The following is a 22,398-nucleotide window of genomic DNA, read 5'->3' on the forward strand; positions in this document are numbered from 1 at the left end:
TTTCTGGGGATCAGGTGCGTGCGGTCGTGCGGGTCGTGCGGCAGGGCGGAGCTCAGGACTCAAGGTCGCGGGAGACGACGTCGATGAGCTGCGCGACGGCGCCGGGCAGGTGGTCGGCCGGGTTGCCGGTGTAGCCGGCGTGCTCCCAGGCGACCGTCGCGGTGCGGATGAGGAGCATGACGAGCATCATCAGCAGCTCGGTGTCGGTGGTGAACGGTGTGGTCTCGCGGCGGGCCTCGAGGAGCTCGAGGAGCCGGCTCTTGTGCCGGTCCATCCAGACCATGTGGCGCTGCAGCAGGCGCGGCTCGTGCCTGGCGAGGTCCATCGCCCGCATCACGCGGTCGTGCCCCTCGCCGTGCAGCGTGAGGAGCGACGCGACCAGGGCCTGGAGGTCGGTCAGCAGCCGGCCCGTCGGGCCGCCGCCGACGAACGTCCGCACGACGTCCTCCGGAAGACCGGTGTCCTCCGCGCCGATGACCGCGTCGTCCTTGGACTGGAAGTAGTTGAAGAAGGTGCGCGCGGAGACGCCGGCCTCCGCGCTGATCATCTCGACCGTCACCGCGTCGAGGCCGTGCTCGGCGACCAGCGCCTGGGCCGCGTCGATCAGCGCCCCGCGGCGCGCGCGCTTCTTGCGCTCGCGCAGTCCCTGCTCGGCGGCCGTTCCCTCCAGCGCGGCCGCGAGCTCGCTCAGGTCCGGGCGCGCCCCGGCGTCCTGGCGCGGCTCAGCGCCGGGACGCGGTTCGGCGTCCGCGGGCGCGAGGGTGCCGCGCGGGGTGGTGGGGGCCATGCGTCAATTCTTGCACCCCGCGCAAAATTTCATCAACTGCAAAAAATGAGACCGCGGTCACACCTCGCCGAAGCCCGAGTCGATCATCTCCACGACGGTCGCCACCGCCTCCACCGCGCCGTCCCCCGTGGCCGCCACGCGCAGCTCGCGCCCCTGCGTGGCGCCGAGCGCCATGAGCTGCAGCACGCTGGAGGCGTCGACGCCGTCGATCGTCACGGACGCCCCCAGCTCGGCCACCTTGCGCGACACCAGGGCCGCCGGCCGCGCGTGCAGGCCGAGCGGGTTGCGGACGGTCACGGTGCGCGAGCTCTCGGAATCCGCCACGGAGTCCGCCGCCGACGTCGTCCCGCTCGCCTCGGGCGACTGCGCCGCCTCGATCGCGGCGAACATCCGCACCGACGCGTTGGCCGACTCCAGGACGGCGGCCAGGTCCGCCCCGCCGTGCGCCGTCACGGCCGCGGCGACGGCGCCCTCGACGAACGGCGCGCGGGCCAGCACCACCCGGCCGGCGAGGGAGTCGTCGAGCTCCAGCGCCGCCTCGACGGTGAGCACCGAGGAGCCGAGGTCCCCGAGGACGACTATGCCGCCGCCTGGGGTGATGCCCGCGGGGGTAGCGCTCGCGGGTGCGGCGCTGCCGTCCGCGGCCGCGTCGTCCAGAGCCGCCAGGACCTCGGCGAGGTTCTTCTGGATCGCGTCGAGCGAGGTGCCCAGCCCGCCGTCCGGCCCGCCGCCGACGCCGCGGACCAGGACGTCCGGCGCCATCTGGCTCGCGAGCTGCGCCGCCCCGCTGGCCAGCTCGGCGGAGTGCGAGACCAGGACGAGCGCCACCCGCGCCGTCATGCCGCGCCGCGCGGGTCGGCGGGCGTGGGTCCGGACAGGGCTGCGGCCATGGCCGCGCCGAGGACCAGCGCAGTGGACCGCGCGCCCGGGTCCTCGTGTCCCGCGCTCCGTTCGCCGAGATACGAGGCCCGGCCCTTGGTCGCGACCATCGGGATCGTGGCGGTCGACGCCTTGTCCGCCGCGTCGGCCGCCGCCCGCAGGACGTCCACCTCGGAGCCGCCGTCGCCCGCAGCGGCCTCGGCCGCGTCGACCGCCGCCTGCCAGGCGTCGACCATGGTCTTCTCCCCCACCGTCGCCTTGCCGCGCGAGGCCACGCCTTCGAGCGCGGCCTCCAGCACGGCGACGACGGCGGGCGGGTCGATCCTCGGGCGGCCGGACACCTTGGCCGCCCGCAGGTACGCCGTGCCGTACAGCGGGCCGGAGGCGCCGCCCACCGTGGACATCAGCGTCGTGGCCACGAGCTTGAGCACGTCGCCGATGGTGCGCTCGTTGGCGGGCTCGGCCGCCGCGTCGTCGAGCCGGGCGACCACCGCCTGGAAGCCGCGGTGCAGGTTCTCGCCGTGGTCGCCGTCGCCGATCTGCCGGTCGAGCTCGGTGAGCTCGTCCTTCGCGTCCGCGACCGCGTCCGCCGTGCGGCGGACCCATCGCTCCGCCCAGTCCGCGTCCAGCGCCATGTCTTGAACCTTTCCTGTCTCACCACCGGAGTGCCGCAGTGCTCACCGGCGCGTCCCAGAGGGCCTCCAGCTCGTCGTCCAGCCGCAGGACGGTGACCGATGCCCCCTGCATCTCGAGGGACGTCACGTAGTTGCCCACCAGCGACCGGGAGACCGTCACGCCGCGCTCCTCGAGAAGGCGCCGCGCTCGACCATAGACCACGTAGAGCTCGGACAGCGGGGTCCCGCCCATACCGTTGACGAACAGCAACACTCGCTCGCCGCCGGCCAGGCCGAGGTCCTCGGCGACGGGCGTCAGGAGCAGCTCGGTGACCTCGTCGGCCCCGGCGGCGGGCACGCGGTGGCGGCCGGGCTCGCCGTGGATCCCGATCCCCACCTCGATCTCGGTCTCGGCCAGGTCGAAGCTGGGCCGGCCCACGTGCGGCACCACCGGCGCCGCCAGCGCCACGCCCATGGACCGCACGTTCGCGACGACGCGCTCCGCGACGGCGGTCACCCCGGCGAGATCGGCACCGCGGGCGGCGGCGGCCCCGGCGATCTTCTCGACGGCGAGCGTCCCGGCCACCCCGCGCCGGCCCGCCGTGTAGAGCGAGTCCTCGACGGCGACGTCGTCGTTCACGAGTACCGAGGCGACCTCGATGTCCTCGGCCTCGGCGAGCTCCACCGCGGTCTCGAAGTTGAGCACGTCGCCCGTGTAGTTCTTGACGATCGTGAGCACGCCCGCTCCGCCGTCGGCGGCCTGGATGGCGGGCAGGATCTGGTCGGGCGTCGGGGACGTGAACACGGCACCGGGGACGGCGGCGTCGAGCATGCCGTCGCCAACGAAGCCGGCGTGCAGCGGCTCGTGCCCCGACCCGCCGCCGCTGACCAGCCCCACCTTGCCGGTGACCGCACCCCCGATCCGGCTGACGAAGACGGGCGCCGGACTGACCTGGATCAGGTCGGCGTGCGCGAGCGCGAAGCCGGCCAGGGAGTCGGTGACGGCATCGGCGGGATCGTTCAGCAGCTTCTTCACTTCCGGCCTCCTCGCGGGGCTGTGCGGCCCGGCGACGGCGCCGGGCCCGCACACGAGTCCCATGGGGTTCATGTAACACCACGGGATCGACGGGAGTACAGCGCTGGGCCCGGCGGGTGTCGGACCTGTGGGTTGCTCGGGTGGCCTGGGCGTCTGACGGTGCTCAGGCGCGGCCGACCAGGATGCGGGTGTCGGCCACCGTGACCACGGAGCCGGTGACCAGGACTGCGGTACCGATCCCGCTGCCGACCGTGTCGTCGGCCTCGGCGAGGTCGGTGGCCACCTGCAGGGCCTCGTCCAGGCGGTCGGCGACGTACACGCGGTCCTCCCCGAAGATCTCCCGCGCCACCTCCGCCAGATCCTCCGGGTCCGCCGAACGCTCGCTGCTGCTGCGGGTCAGCACCACCTCCGCCACCGCCGGCTCGAGAACCGCCAGCAGGCCTTCGGCGTCCTTGTCCGCCATGAGACCGACCACGGCCACGACGTGGCGCAGGTTGAACGACTCCTCCAGCGCATCCACGAGCGCCTCAGCGCCCGCCGGGTTGTGCGCGGCATCGACGAGCACGGTGGGACTAGACCGGACCAGCTCCAGGCGGCCCGGCACCTCGACGTCGGCGAACGCCGCCTCCACGATCTCCGCGCCGAGCGCGCGGCCGCCACTGATCAGGGCTTCTGTGGCCGCGAGCGCCAGCAGCGCGTTGTGCGCCTGGTGCGCCCCGTGCAGGGGCAGGAAGATCTCGGTGTAAACGCCTGCGGGCGTCCGCAGGTCGATGAGCTGCCCGCCGACGGCGATGCGCCGGTCGGCGACTGCGAGGTCGACGCCCTCGCGGATGAGGTGGGCGCCGGTCTCCGCGACGCGTTCCAGGATCGGCTCGAGGGCGGACTCGGTCTGCTCCGCGATGACGACGCTTGCGCCGTCCTTGATGATGCCCGCCTTCTCGGTCGCGATCTCCGTGATGGTGGAACCGAGCCACCGCTCGTGGTCGATGGCGACCGGCGTGATGACGGCGACGTCGCCGTGGACCACGTTCGTGGAGTCCCACCGGCCTCCCATGCCGACCTCGACGACCGCGACGTCGACGGGCGCGTCCGCGAACGCGGCGTAGGCCATGACGGTGAGCACCTCGAAGAAGCTGAGGCGAGGGCCGCCCTGCTCCTGGGACTCGCGGTCCGCGACGCCGATGTACGGGGCGACGTCCTCGAACACCTCGACGAAGCGTTCGGGGGTGATCGGTTCACCGTCGATGGCGATGCGCTCGGTCACGCTCGTCAGGTGCGGAGAGGTGAAGCGGCCCGTGCGCAGCCCGTGCTCGCGCACGAGGCGCTCGATCATGCGGGACGTCGACGACTTGCCGTTGGTGCCGGTGATGTGGATCGTGCGGAACGCCTTGTGCGGGTCACCGAGAAGCTCGAGAACCCGCTCGACGCGGGCCATGGTGGGGTCGATGTCGTGCTCGGGCGCGCGGGACAGGATCTCCTTGTAGACCGTGTCGAGCGCTGCCTGGATCTGCGGGTCCACGGTCTCGGCGCCGCGACTCGTGCCGCGCCGGTTCTTCCGCATGTTCTTCTGGGAGTCGTCCACCCTCAGAGGATAGGTTCCGCCCGGGCTCGGGGCCGCAACAGGTGCCCTATCCTGCGAGGACGCCCGACGGACCGCGCGCGAGGAGAAGCTGTGCCCGACCCTGGTTCTTCCGATCAGCGCCGGCGCATCGACGGCGCTGCCGCACTCTCCCGGCTCCCGTCGTCGATCCCCGTCGTGGTCGTGCCGGACCACATCCTGACCGCCACGAGCGGCCCCGTCCCGGTCGAGGTCCGGCACGACGAGCGCGGGACGACGGCGTGGGCCTGGGCCGAGCGGGCATGGGGTGACGTGCCTGTCGCCTCACGGCGCGTCGAGCCGGAGGGGCCGCCGACCTTCTGGCTGAGCCGACTCGCTGTCGAACGCCTCGGTATGAGCACAGGGACCAGCGAGGAGATGGGCACAGTCTCGCTCGCGATTCCCGACTCGGAAACGCTCACGCCGGTCCTCCCGCTCGTCCACGACATTCCCGGAAATGGCGAGGTCCAGGTCCCCCATAATGCTGCAGCAGGTCCTGGCCCTCAGATCATGGTGCGCAACGGGGTGGCCGCATGGGTCACGCTCGTACCGCGCGGCCATGTGCGTCCTGGAACCTTCCGCATCTCCAACCACTTGCGAGCGGTCACTGGGCCGGTGCCCGATGCACCCGCCGACCCGGATGCCGTGTTCTTCCGCACGGTCTCCAGCGAACCTGACCGTGCCCGGAGTCGGCGCACGGTCGCTGTGGTCCGCGCGCGCCTCCGATCCGCTGCCGAACGCCTCTTGCGCTGGTTCTTCCTCGCTCCCGAACAGTCGATGCGTGTTGCACCCGCTCATCCCGACGACGAGCACCAGCACGTCGTGGCCCTGCATGACGTCGCGCTGTCGCGGTTGGGCGTCCGCTCGGGTGACAACGTCATCCTCCGCTGGGGCACGACCGAGGTCGAGGTGGCCGCCGTGACTGACCACGACCCCGGTGGATCCGAGCCGGTGGACGGCAGGCCCGACCCGACGAAGCCCCTGCTGGCGCATGGCATGCCCGCGCACCTGGCGGTACGGGCCCCCACAGCCCTGCGGCACATGATGGACCTACCGGCCGCCTCCGTCATCACCGTCCGCCGCAGCACGCGGTCGGTGCTGGCCCGGAACCTCAACAGCCTGGTCATTCCCGTCGCCTCGCTCGCGCTCGCGGGCGCTGCCCTCAACGATCCGAACTGGGCCCTGCTCACCTGCGGAGCGATCGCGACCGCCGTCCTCGGGCTGAGCCGGCTCCGGATGAGCAACAGCCGAGCGGTGCGGCTCAAGGACTGAGTGGCCAGCTTTCCCGACACGAAGGACGTCGAGGCGTGCTTCGCCGAGCTCCGAGGCTTCGAGCGAGTCATCGCCTCGGGAGCTGACGACTACCTGGGATTCACCAGGGCCGAGGCATTGCGGGCACGGTACTGGACGCGCGCGCCGCACTAGCTCAGGGTGTGGCGACCGCGCGGGCGGAGGGCGGTGGGTGCCTGATGATCCGGACCCAGTCGTACGTGGGGATCGCGCTGGATGTCCTGGGCGCGGAGACCGAGAGGGCGTTCACGCCGCCGTCGGCCTGACTTTCATGACCACACCGCGACGAGGTTGACCGCTGGGCGACCGGGCGCAGGCCGACTTCAGAACGACGTCGGCCAGTAACCCGCGACGACGTCGTCGCGGCACTCAAGGAGGTGAGGAACGCGCGAATACCGCTCTACCCAGTGCCGTGCAGAAGGACCGACGCCTTCAAGAATGTCGAGCATCAGAGCATGGTCAACCGCGAGATCTCGCGCAAATACCGGCTCATGGTGAGCGACTCGATTCCGCAGCATGCGCAGTCGTTCCAGCGTTGCGTGCACATCGCGCCGAGTAGTTGACACACCTGGGAGCGCGTTCTTCAAGCCTGCCTCCCACAGTCGCTGGTGGTACCTGTTCGCGAGAAGCCCGACCCAGAATCCGAACGTCAACTCCGCGACGACATGTCCAGGAGTCGCGGCCGAGCCCTGGGCCCGAGCGACGGACCTTCGTGCGGCCTCAATCTTGCGCTGCTCAAGCGTGTGCAGCACGATCACGGACCACCAGTCTTCGCGTCCAGCGATCTTTGCCAACTGAGCATGCAGAGCGTTGCGAAGCGCGACCTCGAGGACATGGAAACCACCCCAGAACGCGGCCGACACCGCGATGTTCCACATATACAGACGCGTCGCGTCGGCATGCTCGCCACCAACGCGCATCAGATAGGGGCGATGCCGTTCCGCGCCGAGCAGGTCCCGGAGTGCTGAGTCCGTCAATAGCGTCACGAGTCGCGTCCTCTTCCGAGACCTTGGTAGGCTGATGGGGTACGCCCCGGACGACACCATTCATGGTGGCCGCGCCGGGGCAATTCCATTCTCACCTAGAGCACCGACGTATGCAGGGCGAGCCTCATCGTCCGACCACATACCCGTGTTGCGGCATTTCACCCGGTGAAGAACGATGACAGCGCGGCGTCAGACGTGATGCGCGCGGTCCGTCGAGGGGGAACGAGAGCATGGGACGAAAGAGCACTGTGCAGCGCGCGATCGTCGTCGGTGCCACGGCACTGACCGCGGCGCTCTGCGTACCGGCAGCGGCGAACGACGCGTCCGTCGGCCAGCGGGAGGCATCGGCGGCCACGCAGTCCGCCGTCGACCATGCGGCAGGAGCGGCGACGGCGCTCGCCGGAGCGCCCGGCTACGCCGGCGTCGCCGTCGACTACGACGCCGCACAGGTGACCGTCTCCTGGAAGGGCGACGCGCCGGCGTCGGTCAGCGCGCTGGAAGGGAAGGTTCCGGACGGCGTGACCGTCGACGTCGAACGGACGGCGCTGAGCGAGGCCGACCTGCACGCCGCGAGCACCCGGCTCCTGGACAGCCAGCGCGCGACGCACGGCGCGGACGCCGTCGTCGCCGCGTTCCCGACCGAGGACTACGCGGGGCTGGTGGTCGAGGTCAGCCGGAGCTCGGCGCTGGCCCACGAGGCAGGCGCGACCGCCCACACCTCCGCGCTGGCCCAGCGCCTGGAACAGGCCGCCGGCGTCCCGGTGCAGATCGAGCTGGTCGACGACGGCGTCCAGCCCACCGCCGTCAGCCGCCGCGACGACGACGCGCCCTGGCACGCCGGCGGGGCGATGGCCACGAGCAGCGGCTCGGACTACTGCACAACCGGCTTCTCGATCGTCACGGCCGCCGGGAACCACAAGCTCGTCAGCGCCGCGCACTGCAACGCGGGAGTCGGCTCGCTGGTCCGCGACGGCGTCGGCCAGCGGCTGGGCACGGTCACCAACCGCGCGCTGGGCATCGACGCGGAGCTCATCGACCCGGCCGGCAGCCCGGAGACGGCGAGCGCGGTCTTCGGCGGACCGTGGAACGCGTCCAGCGTCAACTCGCGCTACCGGTTCCCCGTCGCGGCGGTGCAGCAGCCCGCCGTCGGACAGAACATCTGCTCCTCCGGGGCGGTCACGGGCGAGCACTGCGGGGCCAAGATCCGCGCCACCGACGTCGCGTGGAGCTGCGGCAACAGGACCTGCCACGGGTTCAGGGCAAGCCGGGACGACGGCGGCGTCGTGGTGGGCGGCGGCGACAGCGGCGGCCCGATGTACATCGTCATCGACGGCCAGGCGTACGCCCGCGGGATGATCGACGGCGGCTCGAACCGCCGTAGCTGCGGGAGCACCTCGGTGACCACCCAGTGCTTCTCGTACGTCTACGGCATCCCGATGGTGGACATCCTGAACCAGTGGAACGCCCGCATCGACAGCTGAGCCCCGACATCGACAGCCGAACCCCGGCCGGCTGCCCACCCGGCTGCGCTCTCTGCCAGCCCGGCTCTTGCTCACCCGGCTCGGATCTCTCCTCCTCTGCCCGCCTGGCTCGGCCCCCTCCTCTTTGAGACCGAGGTTTCTTCGCTTTGAGGCCCGTCAAAGCGAAGAAACCTCGGTCTCAAAAGGGAGGAAGGGGCGACGGGCCAACCCGGCAATCCGGACCAGCCGAACCGGCGTCAGGCCTTGGCCACCGACACCGCCCGCTCGGCCCCGTCTGCCCCGGCAGTCACGGTCAGCGACGTCGCCAGCGTCTCGCGCGTCACCAGCTCGCGGTGTTCCTCGACGGCGGCGACCCACTCGGCTGGGACCGTCAGGTCGAGCGCGATCCGGTCGGCCACCTGCAGGCCGGCGGCCTTGCGCGCGTCCTGCACGTCGCGGACGACGTCGCGGGCGTAGCCCTCGGCGCGCAGGGCGTCGTCGAGCTGCAGGTCAAGCACCACGAAGCCGCCGCCGACCAGCACACTCGCCGCGGTCGCCGGGCCCGCCTCGGCACCGACAGCGCCAGCAGCACCAGATCCAGCGGCATCAGCGGCACCACCAGCACCAGCACCACCGCCAGCTCCAGCAGCGCCACCAGCCCCGGCCTCCACCACCGTAGTCAGCTCGTACTCGCTCTCCAGCAGCTCGACGTCGCCGCCGTCCGTCGCGACCACCACCGCACCGGACGGGCTCTTGGACCAGGCGCCCGACTTCGCCGCCTTGATCACGGCCTGCACGCCACGCCCCAGCCGCGGCCCGGCGGCCCGCGCGTTCACCGCGAGCCGCTCCGTCACGCCGTACGACGCCGCCACCTCGGGCGAGAACGCCACCAGCTCGACCGACTTCACGTTCAGCTCCGTCTCCAGCAGCCCGGTGAACGGCGCGACGCCGTCCGGATCCGCGACCGCCACGACGAGCGAGCGCAGCGGCTGCCGCACGCGCAGCTTGTTCGCCTTGCGCAGCGCCAGCGTCTGCGACACCACGGCCCGCGCGGACTCGACGGCGGCGACCAGCGCGTCGTCGGCCAAGAGCACGTCGGCCTCCGCACCGCGCACAGCCGCACCCTCGGACGCTGCGGCGCCCTCGCGCGCTGCCGAACCCTCGGAGACGCTGACCGACGGCCAGTCCGCGAGGTGCACCGAACGGCCCCCCGTCAGACCGCGCCAGACCTCCTCCGTGAGCAGCGGGGCCAGCGGCGCCATCACGCGCGTGAGCGTCTCCAGCGCGGTGTGCAAGGTGTCGAAAGCGGAGGCGTCCTCCGCCCAGAACCGGTCGCGCTGCGTGCGCACGTACCAGTTGGTCAGGGCGTCCAGGTACTGGCGCACCGACTCGCACGCGCCCGCGATGTCGTACCCGTCGAGCTGCTCGGTCACCTCGGCGACCAGCCCGCGCGTGCGCGCCAGCAGGTAGCGGTCCATCACGGGCAGCCCGGCCACGCGCTCCGCCGTCAACGGCTGCGCCGCGTAGCCCGCGCCGTCCGAGGCCGCGTTGGCGTACAGGGTGAAGAAGTAGTACGTGCTCCACAGCGGCAGCAGCACCTGGCGGACGGCGTCGCGGATGCCCTCCTCGGTGACCACGAGGTTGCCGCCGCGCAGGATCGGCGAGGCCATGAGGAACCAGCGCATGGCGTCGGACCCGTCGCGGTCGAAAACCTCGTTGACGTCCGGGTAGTTCTTCAGCGACTTGCTCATCTTGCGGCCGTCGGAGCCCAGCACGATGCCGTGCGACACGGCCGTCTCGAACGCCGGCCGGTCGAACAGGGCTGTGGCCAGCACGTGCAGCGTGTAGAACCAGCCGCGCGTCTGCCCGATGTACTCGACGATGAAGTCGCCCGGGTAGTGGTGCTCGAACCAGTCGGCGTTCTCGAACGGGTAGTGCACCTGCGCGTAGGGCATGGAGCCGGAGTCGAACCAGACGTCCAGCACGTCCTCGACCCTGCGCATGGTGGAGGCGCCGGACGGGTCGTCCGGGTTCGGCCGGGTCAGCTCGTCGACGAACGGCCGGTGCAGGTCCGGGTTGCCGTCCTTGTCGCGCGGCAGGCGCCCGAAGTCGCGCTCCAGCTCCGCGAACGACCCGTACACGTCCACGCGCGGGTAGGCCGGGTTGTCGCTCTTCCACACCGGCACGGGCGAGCCCCAGAACCGGTTGCGCGTGATCGACCAGTCGCGCGCGTTCTCCAGCCACTTGCCGAACTGGCCCTGCTTGATGTGGTCCGGCACCCACGTGATCTGCTCGTTCAGCTCGACCATGCGGTCCTTGAACTTCGTCACCTCGACGAACCACGAGGACACGCCCATGTAGATCAGCGGCTGCCGGCAGCGCCAGCAGTGCGGGTAGGAGTGCGCGTACTGCTCACGCCGCAGCAGCACGGTGCCCGACGTCGTCCGCCCCGCCTCGTCGTCCGACGCACCGCGGGTGCGGGCCTTGAGGTGGTCGATGATCGACGCGTTCGCGTCGAAGACCTGCAGCCCCGCGTACTCCTCGACGGGGTAGGTGAAGCGCCCGTCGGCGCCGACCGGGATGACCGGCTCGACGCCCTCGCGGTCGCTGACCTGCTTGTCCTCCTCACCGAAGGCGCCGGCGTTGTGCACGAGGCCGGTGCCGTCGGTAGTGGTGACGAAGTCGGCCTCGACCACGCGGTGCGCACCGGTGTGGCCCGCGAAGTAGCCGAACGGCGGCTCGTAGGCCGCGCCCACCAGGTCGCTCCCCGTGAGCCGCCCGACGACGTTCGGCGCCTCGGCGCCCTCGTCCGTCAGCTCGCGCGCGTACGCGTCCAGTCGCGCCTCCGCCAGCACGTACCTTTGCGGCGTGCCGGTGAACGACGACTCGACGACCACGTAGTCGACGTCCGGCCCGACCATGACCAGCAGGTTGGACGGCAGGGTCCAGGGCGTGGTGGTCCAGATGAGCAGGTGGTCGCCCGCGCGGAGCACCTCGGCGCCGTCCGGCACCCGGGTCACGGCGAAGCCGACCGTGACCGCCGGGTCCTGCCGCTGCTGGTACACGTCGTCGTCCATGCGCAGCTCGTGGTTGCTCAGCGGCGTCTGGTCGTTCCAGCAGTAGGGCAGCACGCGGAAGCCCTCGTAGATGAGGCCCTTGTCGTACAGCGACTTGAAGGCCCAGCTCACGCTCTCCATGAACGTCGGGTTCAGGGTCTTGTAGTCGTTGTCGAAGTCCACCCAGCGGGCCTGGCGCGTCACGTAGGTGCGCCACTCGTCGGTGTACTTGAGCACGCTGGAGCGGCACGCCTCGTTGAACTTGTCGATGCCGATCTCGACGATCTCGTCCTTGGTCTTGATGCCGAGCTGGCTCATCGCCTCCAGCTCCGCCGGCAGGCCGTGCGTGTCCCAGCCGAACCTTCTCTCGACCCGGCGACCGCGCATCGTCTGGTAGCGCGGCACGACGTCCTTCGCGTACCCGGTCAGCAGGTGGCCGTAGTGCGGCAGGCCGTTGGCGAACGGCGGGCCGTCGTAGAAGACGAACTCGTTGCTGCCGTTCTCGCCGGCCGGGCGGGCCTCGACCGAGGCGCGGAAGGTGTCGTCCTTCTCCCAGTAGTCGAGGATGTCCCGCTCGACGGCGGGCAGGCTGGGCGACGCGGGTACGGGGTTGGCGGCGTCGCTGGGGCGGTGCAGCGGATAGGCCATGTCGGGTGGCTCCTGGCGGTTCAGCGGTTCGGCAGCAGGTGGACGTCTGTGGTGCTTCTGCTGCGAGGACGCCGCACCTGGGTGCGCCGCGGTACCACCCCGCTTGACGCCCGCCTGCGGCGAGCGCCCGCTCGTTGACGGCTGTGACGGGCCTACCCGTCCGGTTCTACTGAGGCTCCCGCTGCCCGACGGCGGTGGGGGTACCTGTTCTTCCGGAGGCTCACCGGTGATGGCCGGGTCGATGCCTGTGGGGCAATCGTACCGGGCGCGGGCAACCGGAAAGATCCGCCGGGCGCTGTGCCGTGTGCGATGTGCACTCCCGCGTGCAACCTCGGCGCACCCCTGTGCGTCCTGGGGACATGAACGCAATCAGCCAAGCGATCGGCCCGCCCGCCGGGACCTCCGCCGGCGCCTCCTGGCAGGCTGGGCCCGTGCCGGACACCGACCGCGGAACCCTGGCGGAGCCCGAGTTCTCCGTGGTCCGCACCGGCCTGTCCGCCGAGGAGCAGTTCCGGCTCTTCGCCGTCGAGAGCACCGCAGCACTGCACCGGATCGCCTACCTGCTGTGCGGCGACGACCACCGCGCGCACGACCTGACCCAGATCGCGCTGGAGCGCACCTACCGGCACTGGTCCCGGGTCAAGGACCGCAACCCGTTCGCGTACGCCCGGCGCGTGCTGGCCACCGCCCGCATCGACGGGTGGCGGCGCACCCGCCGCGAGGTGCTGCAGCCGCCGGAGGACGTCGTCGTCGCGCACGAGGCGGCGAGCGCCGGCGCGGACAGCCAGGCCCAGGTTGCTGAACGCGAGCGGCTGGTGCGCGCGCTGCGGCGGCTCGGGCCGAGCCAGCGCCGCGTGGTCGTGCTGCGCCACCTGCTCGACCGGTCGGAGGCCGACGTCGCCGCGGAGCTCGGCGTCAGCGTCGGCAACGTGAAGTCCCAAGGCGCACGCGGCCTCGCCCGCCTGCGCGAGCTGCTCTCGGAAGGACAGGACGCATGACCAGCAAGCACACCCCCACCGAGCCGGTCGACGAGACCTGGCTGGCGCACCTGCGCGAGGTCACCACCGGCGTCACGCCGCCGACGCCGGCCGATCCGCACTCCATGTCCCGCGCGGCGATCCGGCGCACACGGACGCGCCGCGCGGTGCTCGTGACCGGTGGCGGCGTGACGGCGGCGGCCGCAGTGGCGGTGACGGCGTTCGCCCTCGGCGGCCCGATGACGGCCGGTGGGCTGCTGCCCGGCGGGTCGACGTCGGCACCGGTGACGGCGTCGGCGTCGGCGAACCCGGCGCAGGAGGAGATGCGGGCCACCGCGGAGGAGCTGCGGGCCAAGGCGCTGGAGGAGGCGGCGGCCGAGGCGCCCGCTGGGTGGCACGTGCACGAGCTGGAGGGCCTCGTCTACGCGCTGCCACCCGAGATCGTGACGAGCGGCCCGGTCCAGGACGAGCCCGGCGAGACCTCCGACATGTGGCACGGCGCGGAGGACCCGGACGCCCCGCCGTTCATCCGGATCGCCTACGTCACGCCCGACTACGAGTTCTACGACACGAAGGCCGGCGGCCTGACCCAGACGCCGGGCCGCGAGGCGACGCCGTTCGAGCTGTCCGGGGCGACCGTGGCGACCGTCGAGGACGGGAGCAGCGAGAAGCTGCGCGAGATCATGGCCATGCCCGCCGGCGACGGGGCGCCCGAGCCGGTCCGGATCCTCGTCCACCGCGCCGACGGTCCGGGCAGGTACATCGTCACGATGACCCTGCCCGAGGGGAACGCCGAGCTCGTCGAGAAGTTCCTGGACTCGCTGACCCTCAGCTGACGCCCGCCGTCGACCAAGCCCGTGACGGATGACCATGCACTTGCTGCCAGAACCGACCCCGATCTGGCAGCAAGTGCATGGTCATTTTCGCGCCTGTGGATGAGAAAGATGGTCAAACAGCATCATCGCTTCTAATTGATGGCGTGCCGAAGAAGATGTCCGTCCCGCCGAGACTGCTACGCCGGGCTCGCGACCAGGGTGGCCTCGTATCGGCCGAGCAGTGCGACGCCGTCGGCGTCGGTGCGTCAAAGCGACGCAACCTCGTCGCGCGTGGCACGTGGCGACGCGTCACGCGGGGCGTCTTCGACACAGGGGTCGTCCAGGAAGGGCTGCACCCGTACGACGCGAACCGGCTGCGGTCCGCCTGGACGGCGCTGCTGGCCAACCGGCACGCGATCGCGGTCGGCGCATGCGCCCTGGTACTGCACGGAGTCAGGGGTCTACCACGTCAGATCGTCCCCGAGGCGACCTTCCCGAGGGGCATCGCGCGCAAGTCACGGGACGGGATCATCTTCCGGCAGTACGCGACCGGGCTGGAGACCGTCGAGATCCGCGGCCGCAAGGTAGTGGTGGTGGAACGAGCACTGATCCAGGCGCTGCCGACGCTGACCCGCGACCAGGCGGTCGCCTGCCTGGACAGCGCATTGAACCAGGGCCTGATCCGAGCCGACGACCTGGCGAGGATCGGAGGTCAGCTCATGAACCGTAAGGGATCGCTGAAGGTGATCTCGTGGCTGCCGCTGGCCGACGGACGAGCAGAGTCGCCACCCGAGAGCCACGCACGGCTGCGCTGCCACGACGCCGGCATCGCACCTGACGACCTTCAGCGCGACTTCTTCGACGCACGAGGGCGGTTCCTCGGCCGGGCCGACCTGGCCTGGTACCTGGGCGACAATCGCTGGCTGATCGTCGAGATCGACTCGCAGCAGTTCCACGGGTCGGAACGCCAGGTCCGACAGGATGCGACCCGACAGAACGACCTGGCCGGCGAGGGGCAGAACATCATCATGCGGTTCTTCCCCGGCCATGTCACCGGCGGCCACTTCACCGGCGAGGTCGCCCAGATCCTGCGCCGGGAAGGCTGGCTGCCAGGTTGGGAGCTCCCACCACGGCAGTCTCGCCGCCGTCGGCCAAGCCGGTGATGGATGACCATGCACTTGCTGCCAGACCGGGGTCGGTTCTGGCAGCAAGTGCATGGTCATCCGCCGTGCAGGCCGTGGTCAGACGGCGCCCGGGCGGGCCGGCTCGACGGACGTGTCCGGCTCGGCGGACGGCGTCGCGCCCTCGGGGCCGGCCGGACCGGTCTCCGGCGCCTCGCGGTAGCGGCGGCTCAGCAGCCGGTAGTACTTGCTCGACAGCGCGTACCCCGTCAGCAGCACGCCGAGCACCGCGATGAGGACGAAGACGAGCGCGATCCCCCGCGCGTCGCCCGTGCCGAACCAGTCGCCGATCCAGCGGGCGCCCGTGCCGCCGTCGCGCATGAACGGGATGAAGAAGAACTGGGTGAGCGGGCTGATCAGGAACGCCGTCAGCGGGGAGGCCGCCTGCTCGACCGACTGCGCGAACCCGAAGACGCGGCCCTGCCGCTCGTACGGGACCACCTTCTGCAGCACGGTCTGCTCAGAGGCCTCGACGTAGGGCATGGCCAGCATGTACGCCGCCAGCCCCGTCACGAGCCAGACCACCGAGTCCCGCATCGGGAAGAGGATGGTGACCACCCACAGGCCGAGGTTCACCAGCAGGATGGTGCGCACCGGGTTGGAGCCGAGGCCCGTGCGGGCGATGAGCAGGCCGGCCACGATCATCAGGGCGCTCAGCGCGCCCCAGACGAAGCCCCAGGCCTGCACCGACATCATCGACAGCCCGTAGGCGTCCATCAGCGCCATGAACGCGCCGCCCAGCAGGTTGTTCATCGCGGTGAACGCGATGAGCGCCCACATCCCCGGGATGCTGCCGACCACCTTCATGGTCCCCCGGAGGTCCACCTTGCGCGGCTCCCCCTCGGCCGCTGCGTGGGACAGGGACTCGGGGACCCGGACGAACTGCAGGTGCACGAGGGCCGCCACCAGGACCGCGATGGCGAGGACCAGGCAGGTGCGCATCCCGTCGAAGGCCACGAGCAGGCCGCTGATCACCGACGTCACGAGGAACGAGATGCCGAGCACCGTGCCCACCAGGCCGTTCGCGCGGTCGCGAAGGGTGTCGTCGAAGAGCGCCGTGACCACCGTGGGGAGCGCGATCGACCGCAGGTTGCCCGCGATCACGCCGCACATCAGCAGCACGATGAGCACCCAGAGCTGGACGCTGGCCGGGTCCGTCCACGTCTCGGCCGGCGTGACGAGGTACATGACCAGGCTGGTCGCGTAGAAGACGAGCGATGCGACGGCCGAGAGCTGCATCACCGCCTTCTTGCGGTGGTGGTCCACGAGGCTGCCGAACCACACGCCCGTGCTGACCATCGCGACCAGGAACAGGCCGGCGATCACGCCGGTGGCGAAGACCGACCGGGTCTCCAGGAACACGAAGAACGTGATGGCGAACCACACCGTGAAGTTGATGACGCCCACGAACAGGACGTTCACCAGCAACTGGGCGAACGTCCGCACGTTCGGGTCGGAGAGGCGCAACCGCGGCGCCGCGTCGGTCTGCTGTTCGTCGTTGCTCATGGGGACAACTCCAGTACCTCAACAATGGTTGAGGTCAAGGGCGGGACTCTACTTCATCGTTCTCCTGTTCGACGACGAGAGCCACCCGAAGTCATCGGTCCCGCGAGATCAGCCGACGCTCACGGTGATGGTGTGCCAGCCCGTTGCACCGTCGGGGGCCGGTGGGGCCTCCTCCTCGGTCTGGACCAGGCCGTCGGCGTCCGTCGCCCGCACCGCCAGCGTGTGCTCGCCCGCCTCCAGGTCGATCGACGCCCGCCACTGCCGCCAGGTGTCCGGGCCCACCGTCTCGGCGAGCTCGGCGGCGACCCAGTCGCCGTCGTCGGCGCGGACCTCCACGGCACCGATGCCGGTGTGCTGCGCCCAGGCCACGCCGGCCACCGTCACGGCGCCCGGCGCCACCGAGCCGCGCGGGACGTCGATGCGCGACTGGACCTTGACGGGCCCCAGCGCCGACCAGCCGCGCGGGGTCCAGTAGCCCTGGTCGGCTTCGAACGTGGTGACCTCGAGCGACGTCACCCACTTGGTGGCCGACACGTACCCGTACAGGCCGGGCACCACGAGCCGCGCGGGGAAGCCGTGCTCCACGGGGAGCGGCTCGCCGTTCATCCCGATCGCGAGCAGGCTGTCCCGGTCCGGGTCCTGCAGCACCTCCAGCGGGGTGCCCGCTGTGAAGCCGTCGTCGCTCCGCGAGAGCACCATGTCCGCGCCCGCCTGCGGCCTGGCGCGCTCGAGCAGGGCGCGGATCGGGTAGCCCAGCCACAGGGCGTTGCCGATGAGGTCGCCGCCCACGGTGTTGCTCACGCAGGCCAGCGTCACGTGGTGTTCCTCGAGCGGCAGCGCGAGCAGCTCGTCCCATGTGAGGGTGAACGGCTCGTCCACCAGGCCGTGCACCTCCAGCGACCAGTCCTGCGGGTCGAGCTGGGGCACGCGGAGCGCGGTGTCGATGCGGTAGAACTCCGGGTTCGGTGTGATGTACGGGGTCAGGCCGTCGAGCTGCAGGTCGGCCGACTCCGGCACCGGCGGCGCCGCGGTGCGTGGGGTAGGCAGGCGGAGCGTCTCGCGCACCGCGCTCACCGCCGCCGATCCCGCCGAGATCACCCGCGATCCCGCGAGCGCCAGCACCGCCACGCCCGCCGCGATCCCGCTGACTACGAGGAACCCGCGCCGGTCCACCGTGCCGCCGTCGCCCCGAGCCCCAGCCCGCAGGTCCGGCACCGGCCGCAGCCGCGCCACTGCCGCGCGCAGCAGGATCATCGCGCCGGCGATGCCGACGATGCTCGGCAGCGCCCACAGCGGCGTAGCGTCCGGACGCAGGGCCGCGACGATCGCCCCGACCACGCCCACCGCCGCGATGAGCAGCGCGCCCGACGGCGGGCGGCGCAGCTCGAGCCAGCCCGCCAGCGCGGCCCCTGCCGCCAGCACCACGCCCATCGACCCGAGCAGCACCGCCTTGTCGTTGGTGCCGAACCACTGCACGGCGAAGTCCTTGAGCCACGGCGGCACGACGTCGATGACGGCGGCGCCGCCCGCGAAAAGGGTGCTCGCGCCGGGCGCGACGACGGCGGCGACGAGCTCGGCGACGGCGAGCCCCGCGGCACCGGCGAGGACGCCGGCCAGGATGGCCCGGCCGGTGTCGTGGGGGGCGCGGTCGGCCCGCGGGCTCGCCGGACTCTCTGTTGCCTGGGTCATACGCCCAGCCTGGCACGCGTATCGGGGCAGGCGGTGCCCTGGCGACGGGCTGTCACCACCTCGTAAGAAGCCTCGGGCCGGGACCGCCCCCGGGTCGGTCTGCCCCGCCGGCACCCCGGTTCATGGCGCCGTCGCGAGGCGGCGCGTCACGGCCCCGCCGTCAGGACGACGAGGCCGACGCCGCGCTCCTCCGGCGCGAGGACCGCGTCGGAGCCGAGCAGTACCCGGTACTCCCCGTCGAACACGTCGGCCCTGGTGCCGATCAGGCTCACGACCTCGCCGTCCCTGCGGAGCACGATCAGGTTGGCGGACGAGACGTAGCGTTCGCCCTTCAGCCCGGTCTCACCGACGACGTCCTCGATCGCCTGTACCGGCTCGCCCTCGGCGAAGAGCGCCGCCTCGTCCCACGGGATGTCGACCACCTCGCTCACCGGCACGGTCGTGCCGTCCTGGGCGACGCGCAGGACCGCCTCGTTCACGGTGTCGTCGAACGTCAGATCAGGCATGTCTCCTCCGAGGATCGAACAGCTCGTCAGGGCGCCGGCCAGCACGGTAGCGAGCACGGCGGCGGCAGTCCGCGAGGGCCTCATGACTCCGCGTCCGCATCGTTGAAGTGGGGGTCCTTGCCGTCGGCCGGCTCGTCGTTGGCCGCGTTGCCGGTGTCTCCCGGCGCGATCTGGTCGGAGTACACGAGCGACTCGCCGTCCGGCCCCACAACGACCATCTCCCCGTTCCGTACCGCCTGCTCCACAAGACCGGCGAGTTCCTCGGGGCTCGCGTCCGGGTTCTCGGCGGCGATCCGCCGGCCCACCTCGTTGTTGTACAGGTCCATGGCCTCGCGCGTCGCCGGGTTTCCCGGGAGCTGTTCGTGCGCGGTGCCGTAGTCCTCCGCCCACTCCCCGCCGAAGCGAGAGGCCATCAGGGCGTTCCAGTAGGCGTGCCGGAACGCGTCGTTCTGGTCGTCGTTGCGGTCGTCCGACGGGAACCGTTCGTCGGCCGCCGCGAACGCCTCGTCGTGGATGTCGTTGAAGGCGCTCTTCTCGCCCAGCGACAGGTCGTCCAGCATCTGGCCTTCGCGTTCGGTGATGTCTTTCGGGTCGGTGGCCATGCTCAACGGCCACCCCGGCTCCCACTGGATCATCTTCGCATCGGAGACCTGGTACTCCTCCAGGATCTCGCCGGTCGGCCTCCGGTCCTCGAGCGGCACCGGACCCGGCTCCGGGGTGTCCCCGTCGGGCTCGCCGTCCGACCCGGACCCCGAACCCGACCCGGAGCCGTCATCCCCGGTGAGGAACGCAAGGGGGCCTCCGGTCGAGTCGGAACCCGTGCTGCCCGAACCATTCCCGTAGGCCAAGCCCGCGCTGCCGAGCTCAGAGCTGGTCCCCTCCTGCGCGTCCGCGTTGCGCAGGGCGGCCCGGCCGGCGGTCCGCAGCCCCTGTGCCGCGGCCTGCATCCCGGGGAGATGGAGGGTGGTCCACTCCTCCTCGAACATCCCGCCCGACGGTCCGAACCAGGGGACGCCGACGACCAGCTTTCCGATGACGCCGATCTGGCCCTCCAGCGTCTCCGCGTTCTGCTCCAGCGTCTCGCCGAGCCTCCGGAGCGCCTCGATGTCCGACCCGTACATCATGTCAGCGCCCCCTCCGCCGGGTTTCTCCTCCCTCGAAGATACGGTGCGGAACAGGCCCTGACCATGGGTAATACTCCCCATCGTCAAGGAGCCGTCCCAGGGACGGAGCCTGCCCGGCGGCGCCCGACGTCAGACCCCGGTGCCCCGCACGATCTTCGAGTTGTGCGCCTGCGCGCGCGGCCGGACCGTCACCAGGTCGATGTTCACGTGGTCCGGGCGGGACAGGGTCCAGGCGATGGTGTCGGCGATGTCGTCGGCCACCAGGGGCGTGTAGCCCGCGTAGACCGCGGCCGCCTTCTCGGCGTCGCCGCCGAACCGGACCAGCGAGAACTCCTCGGTCGCCACGGCGCCCGGAGCCACCTCGATGACCCGCACCGGCTCGCCCGCGATCTCCCAGCGCAGCGTCTGGGACAGCATGTGCTCGGCATGCTTGGCGCCCGTGTACCCGGCGCCGCCCTCGTAGGCGCCCTGTGCGGCGGTCGAGGTCACGTTCACGACGTCGGCAACGCCCTTGGCGGCCCCCGCCGCCCGCAGCAGGGGCAGCACGGCCTTGGTCACGCGCAGCGTGCCGAGCACGTTGATCTCGTACATCCGGCGCCAGCCGTCGACGTCGGCGTCCTCCACGCGGTCCAGGCCGAGCGCGCCGCCCGCGTTGTTCACGACGGTGTCGAGCCCGCCGGTCGCGGCCAGGTGGTCGGCGAGGGCCGCGACGGCGAGGTCGTCGGTCAGGTCCACGGCGTAGACCTCGCAGCCGGTCTCCGCCGCGAGCGCCTCCAGCCGGTCCGCGCGGCGTGCGGCGGCCACGACGTCCCAGCCGTCGGCTCGCAGCCGGCGCACGGTCGCCGCACCGATGCCCGACGACGCCCCGGTCACCAGGGCGCGGCGGGCCGGCCTGGTCGTGGGGCCGGTTCCGGCGGCGGGAGCGGCCTCGGGCACCGGCCCGCTCGCCGGGCCGGTGGTGGTCTCAGGGGCGGTGCTGTCGCTCATGGCGGCACTGTAACCGCTCACCCGCCGCCCGCCGTCGGCTCGATGGGGCGGGGCTCGAAGCCCAGCCCGATGACGTCGACGCCCTCCTCCGCGAGGTTGGCCCGCGCCGCGCGGGCGTACTCGTCCGTGACGGACGAGGCAGGCGGCGCCTGCGTCAGGAGCGTCTCCCCCGCCGGGTTCCGGGTGGTCAGCGCGGCCTCCACCGTGCGGTCCCACGCGCGGTGGTCGACGGCGCCGATGCCGCGGCTGGACGGCCAGATCAGCCGGTTCACCTCGTTGGTCTGCCAGTACTGGTGCGAGGTGCCCAGCACGGAACCGGAGGCGGACGCCGCTGCCGTGACGATCGCCGTGGCGTGCTCCGGGTGGTCGCGCACGTAGGTCCAGCCCTTGAGCGATGCCGTGAGGAACGCGACGGTGGTGTCCGCGTAGGCGGGGTCGCTCTCGAGGCGGGCGGTGTCGGCCCAGACCGCGTCCTGCAGCAGGGCCGTGCCGGTGCGGTTCCAGTCGATGGTCTCCAGCTCGTCCCGCTGGTACAGGTCGCCCGTCTCGGGGTTGACGGTCTCGAGGAGCTGGGCCATCCCGTCGTAGGTGGTCGCCTGCGCGGCGTCGACGTCGCCGGCCACGAAGGCGCCCAGGTCGGAGGCCTGCCGGACCAGCTCGACGTCGCGCGCGACGTCGACCCCCGCCGCCTGCAACCCCGCGAACAGCTCCCACTCGTTGCCGTCGCCCCAGACGCCGACCTTCTTGCCGGCCAGGTCGGCGGGCGCGTCGATGCCCTGGCCCATGGCCGAGACCTGCACGGTGCCCGACCGCTCGAACACCTGCGCCACGTTCGTCACGCGGGCGCCCTGCTCGATCGAACCGAGGGCGCGCGGCACCGGAAAGACGGCGTAGTCGGCCCCGCCCCGGGCCAGGACCTCGACCGGCACGGTGGTGCTGCCCGCCTCCTGGAGCGTGACGTCGAGGCCCTGGTCGGCGTAGTAGCCGAGCTCCTCGGCCACAAGGTAGCCGGCGAACTGCGCCTGCTTGACCCAGGAGAGCTGCAACGTCACGGGGGTCAGGTCCTCGCCGTCGGCTCCGGTGCCGGACGCCGGGCCGATCCCGGCGCAGCCGGCCACGGCCAGGGCGACGGCGGCGCCGAGCGCCACCCGGCGGGTGGCGCTCCTTCCGGCGCGCACCGGCCTGACGCCACCCGCTTCGGTGCGTCGCGCTGCACCATGCGCTGCTCCAGCGCGCGCGGCCCCAACGCTCCCTGCCCTG

The 22,398-nt window shown here is 71.7% G+C and carries 19 protein-coding genes; 6 read left to right on the top strand and 13 right to left on the bottom strand.

The window, feature by feature from the left end:
- Nucleotides 1-52: 52 nt before the first annotated feature.
- The 5 genes from AC0QU1_RS16690 to AC0QU1_RS16710 form a co-directional block, all read right to left on the bottom strand.
- Nucleotides 53-787 carry a TetR/AcrR family transcriptional regulator gene (locus AC0QU1_RS16690; RefSeq protein WP_483570841.1) on the bottom strand — a complete coding sequence of 245 codons (735 nt, stop codon included), beginning with the start codon at nucleotides 785-787 and terminating at the stop codon, nucleotides 53-55.
- A gap of 57 nt (nucleotides 788-844) precedes the next feature.
- Nucleotides 845-1,627: an HPr family phosphocarrier protein gene (locus AC0QU1_RS16695; protein ID WP_483570842.1), complete on the bottom strand. Its 783-nt coding sequence runs from the start codon at nucleotides 1,625-1,627 to the stop codon at nucleotides 845-847.
- The gene (dhaL, locus tag AC0QU1_RS16700; RefSeq protein ID WP_483570843.1) at nucleotides 1,624-2,301 is read right to left on the bottom strand and encodes a dihydroxyacetone kinase subunit DhaL; all 678 of its coding nucleotides are present in this window, start codon (nucleotides 2,299-2,301) and stop codon (nucleotides 1,624-1,626) included. The genes AC0QU1_RS16695 and dhaL overlap by 4 nt, the downstream gene beginning before the upstream one ends.
- A 19-nt stretch (nucleotides 2,302-2,320) precedes the next feature.
- Complete coding sequence (gene dhaK, locus AC0QU1_RS16705) at nucleotides 2,321-3,316, bottom strand: dihydroxyacetone kinase subunit DhaK (protein WP_483570844.1); 996 nt, start codon at nucleotides 3,314-3,316, stop codon at nucleotides 2,321-2,323.
- Between the two features lie 163 nt (nucleotides 3,317-3,479).
- Nucleotides 3,480-4,877 (bottom strand): bifunctional folylpolyglutamate synthase/dihydrofolate synthase, encoded by a 1,398-nt coding sequence (locus AC0QU1_RS16710; protein ID WP_483576718.1) that lies wholly within the window; start codon nucleotides 4,875-4,877, stop codon nucleotides 3,480-3,482.
- A gap of 111 nt (nucleotides 4,878-4,988) precedes the next feature.
- On the opposite strand from AC0QU1_RS16710, the gene AC0QU1_RS16715 reads away from it, so the two are divergent.
- Both AC0QU1_RS16715 and AC0QU1_RS16720 read left to right on the top strand, forming a co-directional pair.
- Complete coding sequence (locus AC0QU1_RS16715) at nucleotides 4,989-6,185, top strand: hypothetical protein (RefSeq protein ID WP_483570846.1); 1,197 nt, start codon at nucleotides 4,989-4,991, stop codon at nucleotides 6,183-6,185.
- Entirely contained in the window at nucleotides 6,186-6,338 is a 153-nt protein-coding gene (locus AC0QU1_RS16720) for a hypothetical protein (protein WP_483570847.1), read from the top strand. It abuts the gene before it with no gap.
- A 188-nt stretch (nucleotides 6,339-6,526) separates the two neighbouring features.
- Here the strand turns inward: AC0QU1_RS16720 and AC0QU1_RS16725 are convergent, their stop codons facing one another.
- Nucleotides 6,527-7,189, bottom strand: a complete 663-nt coding sequence (locus AC0QU1_RS16725; protein WP_483570848.1) for a hypothetical protein — start codon at nucleotides 7,187-7,189, stop codon at nucleotides 6,527-6,529.
- A gap of 230 nt (nucleotides 7,190-7,419) precedes the next feature.
- On the opposite strand from AC0QU1_RS16725, the gene AC0QU1_RS16730 reads away from it, so the two are divergent.
- On the top strand, nucleotides 7,420-8,670 hold the full coding sequence (locus AC0QU1_RS16730; protein WP_483570849.1) for a chymotrypsin family serine protease: 1,251 nt from the start codon (nucleotides 7,420-7,422) through the stop codon (nucleotides 8,668-8,670).
- A gap of 236 nt (nucleotides 8,671-8,906) precedes the next feature.
- Here AC0QU1_RS16730 and ileS read toward each other — a convergent pair whose 3' ends face one another.
- Entirely contained in the window at nucleotides 8,907-12,353 is a 3,447-nt protein-coding gene (gene ileS, locus AC0QU1_RS16735; protein WP_483570850.1) for an isoleucine--tRNA ligase, read from the bottom strand.
- A gap of 359 nt (nucleotides 12,354-12,712) precedes the next feature.
- Between ileS and AC0QU1_RS16740 the strand changes: the two genes are divergently transcribed.
- From AC0QU1_RS16740 to AC0QU1_RS16750, 3 genes are all read left to right on the top strand, one after another.
- The gene (locus tag AC0QU1_RS16740; RefSeq protein ID WP_483570851.1) at nucleotides 12,713-13,351 is read left to right on the top strand and encodes a SigE family RNA polymerase sigma factor; all 639 of its coding nucleotides are present in this window, start codon (nucleotides 12,713-12,715) and stop codon (nucleotides 13,349-13,351) included.
- Entirely contained in the window at nucleotides 13,348-14,166 is an 819-nt protein-coding gene (locus tag AC0QU1_RS16745) for a hypothetical protein (RefSeq protein ID WP_483570852.1), read from the top strand. The genes AC0QU1_RS16740 and AC0QU1_RS16745 overlap by 4 nt, the downstream gene beginning before the upstream one ends.
- 77 nt (nucleotides 14,167-14,243) lie before the next feature.
- Nucleotides 14,244-15,308 carry a type IV toxin-antitoxin system AbiEi family antitoxin domain-containing protein gene (locus tag AC0QU1_RS16750; protein ID WP_483570854.1) on the top strand — a complete coding sequence of 355 codons (1,065 nt, stop codon included), beginning with the start codon at nucleotides 14,244-14,246 and terminating at the stop codon, nucleotides 15,306-15,308.
- Nucleotides 15,309-15,386: 78 nt separating this feature from the next.
- On the opposite strand, the gene AC0QU1_RS16755 is transcribed toward AC0QU1_RS16750, so the two are convergent.
- From AC0QU1_RS16755 to AC0QU1_RS16780, 6 genes are all read right to left on the bottom strand, one after another.
- Nucleotides 15,387-16,832, bottom strand: coding sequence for an MFS transporter (locus tag AC0QU1_RS16755; protein WP_483570855.1), 1,446 nt, complete (start codon nucleotides 16,830-16,832; stop codon nucleotides 15,387-15,389).
- A 108-nt stretch (nucleotides 16,833-16,940) separates the two neighbouring features.
- Entirely contained in the window at nucleotides 16,941-18,521 is a 1,581-nt protein-coding gene (locus tag AC0QU1_RS16760) for a molybdopterin-dependent oxidoreductase (RefSeq protein WP_483570857.1), read from the bottom strand.
- Nucleotides 18,522-18,667: 146 nt separating this feature from the next.
- Nucleotides 18,668-19,027 (bottom strand): hypothetical protein, encoded by a 360-nt coding sequence (locus tag AC0QU1_RS16765; protein WP_483570858.1) that lies wholly within the window; start codon nucleotides 19,025-19,027, stop codon nucleotides 18,668-18,670.
- A gap of 80 nt (nucleotides 19,028-19,107) precedes the next feature.
- Nucleotides 19,108-20,151 (bottom strand): DUF6973 domain-containing protein, encoded by a 1,044-nt coding sequence (locus AC0QU1_RS16770; RefSeq protein ID WP_483570859.1) that lies wholly within the window; start codon nucleotides 20,149-20,151, stop codon nucleotides 19,108-19,110.
- Nucleotides 20,152-20,280: 129 nt separating this feature from the next.
- On the bottom strand, nucleotides 20,281-21,138 hold the full coding sequence (locus AC0QU1_RS16775; RefSeq protein ID WP_483570860.1) for an SDR family oxidoreductase: 858 nt from the start codon (nucleotides 21,136-21,138) through the stop codon (nucleotides 20,281-20,283).
- A 17-nt stretch (nucleotides 21,139-21,155) separates the two neighbouring features.
- A complete protein-coding gene (locus AC0QU1_RS16780) occupies nucleotides 21,156-22,316 on the bottom strand; it encodes an ABC transporter substrate-binding protein (protein WP_483570861.1) in 1,161 nt (386 codons plus the stop codon).
- Between the last annotated feature and the right edge of the window lie 82 nt (nucleotides 22,317-22,398).

Source organism: Promicromonospora noduliphila (assembly GCF_056951025.1).